Annotated in this window: 6 protein-coding genes; 2 read left to right on the top strand and 4 right to left on the bottom strand. The window is 65.1% G+C overall.

Going from position 1 to position 5,662, the window contains the following annotated elements; translation table 11 throughout:
- The coding region (locus B2W70_RS10390) for a glutathione S-transferase C-terminal domain-containing protein (RefSeq protein WP_286745498.1) at window positions 1–274 on the top strand (274 nt) is incomplete at its 5' end.
- A gap of 52 nt (window positions 275–326) precedes the next feature.
- Window positions 327–617 carry a DUF4404 family protein gene (locus B2W70_RS10385; RefSeq protein ID WP_058086058.1) on the top strand — a complete coding sequence of 97 codons (291 nt, stop codon included), beginning with the start codon at window positions 327–329 and terminating at the stop codon, window positions 615–617.
- An 18-nt stretch (window positions 618–635) separates the two neighbouring features.
- Here B2W70_RS10385 and B2W70_RS10380 read toward each other — a convergent pair whose 3' ends face one another.
- The 4 genes from B2W70_RS10380 to B2W70_RS10365 all read right to left on the bottom strand — a co-directional run.
- Window positions 636–2,276 (bottom strand): ABC transporter ATP-binding protein, encoded by a 1,641-nt coding sequence (locus tag B2W70_RS10380; RefSeq protein ID WP_286745497.1) that lies wholly within the window; start codon window positions 2,274–2,276, stop codon window positions 636–638.
- Window positions 2,273–3,328, bottom strand: a complete 1,056-nt coding sequence (locus B2W70_RS10375) for an ABC transporter permease (RefSeq protein WP_286745496.1) — start codon at window positions 3,326–3,328, stop codon at window positions 2,273–2,275. The genes B2W70_RS10380 and B2W70_RS10375 overlap by 4 nt, the downstream gene beginning before the upstream one ends.
- A gap of 10 nt (window positions 3,329–3,338) precedes the next feature.
- Window positions 3,339–4,379, bottom strand: coding sequence for a microcin C ABC transporter permease YejB (locus tag B2W70_RS10370; RefSeq protein WP_286745494.1), 1,041 nt, complete (start codon window positions 4,377–4,379; stop codon window positions 3,339–3,341).
- A 28-nt stretch (window positions 4,380–4,407) separates the two neighbouring features.
- Window positions 4,408–5,662: extracellular solute-binding protein (locus B2W70_RS10365; protein WP_286745492.1), on the bottom strand; the 1,255-nt coding region annotated here is incomplete at its 5' end.

Below are 5,662 nucleotides of genomic sequence, written 5' to 3'. Positions count from 1 at the left end.
CCAGCGCATCCGCGAGGCGCTGGACTGGCTTGATGCACAACTGGCCGATGGGCGCCGCTTCCTGGTCGGGGACACATTCACGGTGGCAGACATCACCGCAGCCTCGTTGCTGGCGCCGCTGGCCTGCCCAACTCAGCACCCGGTCTATGGCGACCCAGCCTACCGGGAGGGCATGCGTGCCGCTGTGCAGGAGTGGCAAGACAGGCCCGGCATCGCCTGGGTGCGTGAGCTTTATGACACGCAGCGCGGCGCGATGAAGGGCGGCGTGTTCTGAGCTTGCATCCCCCGCGCGAAACGGCAGAATGGGCCTCAAAGGAGACCCGATCATGAACCGCGAGGAACTGACTGCCCTGCTGCAGAAGCTGCACACCGAGCTGGCGGCGCGCCCCCAGGTTGACGCATCGACGCGCCAGGCCCTGCAGACCCTGGACACCGACATCCAGCGCGTGCTGGCCCAGGCGGGCGAGCAGGCCGCCAACGACCCGCAAAGCACCGCCGATCAGGACGACATCAACGCCCTGGCGCAAACGCTGGAGGCCAAGCTCGAGACGGACCACCCGGTGCTCATCGGCACCTTGCGCGACCTGATGGACCGCCTGGGCAAAATGGGCATCTGAGCGCCAAGGCAGCTGGCCTCAACCCAGGCTGGCCGACACCAGCTTCTGGGTGTAGGGGTGGCGAGGGTGCTTGAGGACCTGCTCCACCGTTCCGCGCTCGACCACCTCACCCGACTTCATGACGATGAGTTCGTGCGCCATCGCCGCGACCACGTCCACGTCGTGGGTGATCAGCAGGTAGCTGAGCCCTCGCTCGCGCTGCAGGCGTTGCAGCAAAGCCAGCACCTGCTTTTGAATCGTCACATCAAGCGCGCTGGTGGGCTCATCGAGCACCAGCACCTGGGGCTCGACGACCAGGGCACGGGCCAGCGCCACCCGTTGGCGTTGCCCCCCCGAAAACTCATGCGGGTAGCGAGACAAAAGGCCCGGGAACTGGGCCTGGGTCAACCCGACATCGGCCAGCGTCTGCTCGACCTGCTGGCGACGCTGAGCCGGCGTCATGTCCGGGCAGTGGATGCCCAGGCCCTCGCCGACCAGCTCTTCGATCGTCATGCGGGGCGACAGGGACGAGAACGGGTCCTGGAACACAACCTGGACAGCACGGCGCAAAGGCCGGTCCTTCAGGGCATGGTGCTGCCAAGGCAGGCCCTTGACCCACAGCTGCCCCTCGCTGGGTTGCAGCCCGAGCGCGGCCTGAGCCAGCGTCGACTTGCCTGAGCCCGACTCGCCGATGACGCCCAGCGTGCGGCCAGGCGGCAGGGAGAAATCAACGGCCTTGACCGCATCGAAATGCCCCCGGCTGAACCAGCCCCTGATGCCTGGCTTGGGCACGGGGTAGCGCACCCACACCCCTTGCCCCTGCATGAGCGGCGCCGCGTCATCGCTGGGCGGCAAAGGCTGAGGGTCGCGCACGGGCTGGCTGTCGAGCAGCTTGCGGGTGTAGGCGTGTTGCGGGTTGGCGAAAACGTCGGCCACCGGGCCGCATTCCACCAGCACGCCCTGCTCCATCACGGCCACCCGGTCGGCAAAGCGGCGCACCAGGTGCAGGTCGTGCGTGATCATCAGCACGGCCATGCCATGGGTGCGCTGCAACCCATCCAGCAGGTCGAGAACCTGACCACGCAAGGTCACGTCCAGCGCGGTGGTGGGCTCGTCTGCCAGCAGCAGCTTGGGCTGGCAAGCCAGGGCCATCGCGATCATCGCGCGCTGGCGCTGTCCACCGGAGAGCTGGTGCGGAAAGCTCAGCGCCCGCCGTTCGGGCTCGGGGATGCCGGTCTGCGCCAGCAACTCGATGGCACGCTGCCAGGCCTTCGCCTTGCTCAGCGCCTGGTGCAGCTCGATGACCTCGGCGATCTGATCGCCGATGGTGAACAGCGGGTTGAGCGCCGTCATCGGCTCCTGGAAGATGACGGCGATGTCGCGGCCGCGCACGCCCCGCAACTCGCGCTCGCTCAGCTGCAGCAGGTCGCGGCGCTCACCCTTCAGCCCTTGATCGCTCAGGCCATTGAACCAGGCCTGGCCTGAAACACGTGCCTGCGGCACCAGCTTGAGCAGGCTCATCGCGGTGATGGACTTGCCCGAACCCGACTCGCCGACCAGGGCGAGCTTTTCGCCCGCAGCGATCTGCAGGCTCACGCCTTTGACCACGGCTTTGTCGGCAAAGGAGACGTGCAGATCCTGGAGATCAAGCAGCGGCGCGCTAGAGGTGTGGTGACTCATTGGGCGTGCTCCTTGCGCGGATCGAGCGCGTCACGCAAGGCGTCGCCCATGAAGGTCAGCAGCAGCAGGCTCAACACCAGCACACCGAAGGTCGACAGCGAAATCCACCAGGCGTCGAGGTTGTTCTTGCCCTGCTGCAGCATCTCGCCCAGGCTGGGCGTGTCCAGCGGCACGCCCAACCCCAGGAAGTCCAGCGAGGTCAACGCCAGGATGGCGGCGCTCATGCGAAAGGGCAGGAAGGTGACCACGGGTGTCAAGCTGTTGGGCAGGATGTGACGGCGGATGATCTGCCAGTTGGTCAGTCCGAGTGCACGCGCCGAGCGCACGTGGTCGAGCTGCCGGTTGCGCAGGAACTCGGCACGCACGTAGTCGGACAGACCGATCCAGCCGAACAGGCTCAGCAGCAGGATCAGCAGCCCCACGCTGGGCGAGAGCACGGCCGAAAAGATGATGAGCAGGTAGAGCTCGGGCATGGAGCCCCAGATCTCGATGAAGCGCTGGAGAAACAGGTCGGTGCGCCCGCCATAGAAGCCCTGGATGGCGCCCATGAGCACCCCCACCACGACGCCAATGAGGGTCAGCGCCAACCCAAACAGGACCGACACGCGAAACCCATAGATCAGGCGCGCCAGCACATCGCGCCCCCGGTCATCCGTGCCCAGCCAGTTGTCGGCCGATGGCGCCGATGGGTTGGGTGACTTGGCGAAATAGTTGATGGTTCGGTGGTGCGACCGGTTGATCGGGTAGATGGCGAAATTGCCTGGCTTGTCGAACTGGGCCTGGATGAAGGGGTCCAGGTAGTCGGTGGCGGTTTCGAAGTCACCGCCAAAGGTGGTCTCGGGCACATCCTGCAGCACGGGCACGTACCAGCGCCCCTCGTAGCGGGCCAGCAAAGGGCGATCGTTGGACACCAGTTCGGCCCCCAGGCTGATGAGCACCAAGGCAGAAAACAGGATCAGGCTCCAGAACCCCAGGCGGTGCTGCTTGAAGCGCAGCCAGGCGCGACGGCTTGGCGAAATCGACGTGGTGGACGGGATGGTGAGTTCGCTCATGCGGGTGGCCTCAGGCATCCAGCTTCACGCGCGGGTCCACCCACACGTAGCAGAGGTCGGAGATCAGCTTGGTGACCAGGCCGATCAGGGTGAAGAGGTAAAGCGTGCCCAGCACCACCGGGTAGTCGCGCCGCATGACCGACTCGTAACCCAGCAGGCCCAGGCCATCGAGCGAGAACAGCGTCTCGATCAGCAGCGAGCCCGTGAAGAAGGCCCCGATGAAGGCCGCCGGAAAGCCCGTCACCAACGGGATCAGCGCATTGCGGAAGACGTGTTTCCACAGCACCTTGCGTTCGTCCAGGCCCTTGGCGCGTGCCGTGAGCACGTACTGCTTGCGGATCTCGTCGAGGAACGCATTTTTGGTCAGCATGGTGATCACCGCAAAGCTGCCGACCACGCTGGCCGTCACCGGCAGCGCGATGTGCCACAGGTAGTCCACCACCTTGGCGCCCAGGCTGAGTTCGTCCCAGTTGGCGGAGGTCAAACCGCGCAACGGGAACCACTGCAGAAAGCTGCCACCGCCAAAGAGCACCAGCAGCGCCACGCCAAGCACGAAGCCCGGGATGGCGTAACCGACCAGCACCACGACGCTGGTGACCAGGTCGAACCGGCTGCCCGCGCGCACCGCCTTGGCAATGCCCAGCGGCACCGACACCAGGTAGCTCAAGAAGAACGTCCACAAGCCCAGGCTGATGGAGACCGGCAGCTTTTCCTGGATCAGCCCCCAGACGTCCTTGTGGTGCACGAAGCTTTGCCCCAGGTCGAAGCGTGCGTAATCGGCCACCATCTTGATGAAACGCTCATGCGCAGGCTTGTCGAAACCATAGAGCTTTTTGAGCTCCTCGATCTGCGCGGGGTCCACCCCTTGGCGGCCGCGGTAGGCGCTGTCGGCGCCGGCACGCTCGCCACCCGAGGTGCGGCTGGTCAGCTGCGACATCACCTGCTCGACCGGCCCGCCGGGCACGAACTGGATGATGGCAAAGGTCACCAGCAGCACGCCCAGCAGCGTCGGCACCATCAGCAAGATGCGTTTGAGGATGTAGGCCCACATGGTCGTCAATGGCTTTCCAGGCTCGCGCTCATTGGCGCCACCAACTGCTCAGGGCCCAGGCATCCGGGCGGTAGTGCGGCGGCGGCTCAGGCATGCCGAAACGGCCTCCTCGCCAGGCCACGCGGAAGGTGCGCGAGTACCAATGCGGCACAAAGTAATGCTGGTGACGCATGACCCGGTCGAGCGAGCGCAGCACCACGACCAGTTCGGTCCGCGTCTTGGCCTGAGCGACCCGCTCGAGCAGGGCATCGATCACCGGATCCTTCACGCCAATCAGGTTGCTCGACCCTTCGAGGTCCCGCTGGGATGAATGGTAGTACTGCCTCAACTCGGCGCCCGGCACCTCTTGCCCCGGCAGGGCCAGGCTGACCATCTCGTACTCGAAACGCTTCATGCGCTTTTCGTAAACAGCGTAATCGACCACGCGGTACTGCGCCTGGATGCCGAGCTTTTCGAGGTTGCGCAACAGCGGCGTGATCACGCGCCCCATGCTGGGCGAGTTGTCCAGGAACTCGATGGTGAAGGCCTCACCTTTGGCATTGCGCAACACGCCATCCTGCAACTTCCAGCCGGCAGCGGCGAGCAGGTCGCGGGCCTGCCGCAGGTTCGCGCGCAGCGAGCCCGGCGGGCTGGTGGAGGGGGGCATGGGCACCGGCTGGCTCAGCACGGCGGGCGCGAGGCTGCGGCGCCATGGCGCCAGCAAGGCCAGCTCTTCTTGCGTTGGCAGGCCCTTGGCCTCGTAATCGCTGTTGGTGAAGTAGCTGGTGATGCGCGAGTAGATGCCATAAAAGAGCTGGCGGTTCATCCACTCGAAGTCCATGGCCAGGCCAATGGCCTGACGCACGCGCGCATCCTGGAACCTGTCCAGGCGCGTGTTGAAGATGAAGCCCTGGAAATTGGCCGCGTTGCGGTGCGGGAGCGTCTTCTTGACCAGCTCGCCAGAATCGAAGCGCTTGCCCTTGTAGGCCCGCACCCAATCCTTGGAAATGTAGGACTCGATGAAATCGAACTCACCCGCCTTGAAGCCCTCGAACGCCGTGACGTTGTCGAGGTACATCCTGTAGGTGATGCGGTCGAAGTTGAACTGCCCACGCCGCACATTGAGGTCCGCCCCCCAATAAGCTTTGTCGCGCTCGTACGTGATGTCTCGACCGGGCACCACCTTGCCAATGCGATACGGGCCCGAGGCGATGGGATGCTCTCCCACCACCTGGTCAAAAGGTTTGGATTGGCCGTTGACCATGCCCCACTTGTGGCTGAACACCGGCAGGCTGCCGACCAGG

It is taken from the genome of Aquabacterium sp. UBA2148, assembly GCF_002328915.1.
In the GTDB taxonomy this organism is placed as follows: domain Bacteria; phylum Pseudomonadota; class Gammaproteobacteria; order Burkholderiales; family Burkholderiaceae_C; genus Aquabacterium; species Aquabacterium parvum.
The sequence above is the reverse complement of the archived record's forward strand: the minus strand, read 5'-3'. Positions and strand labels throughout refer to the sequence as shown.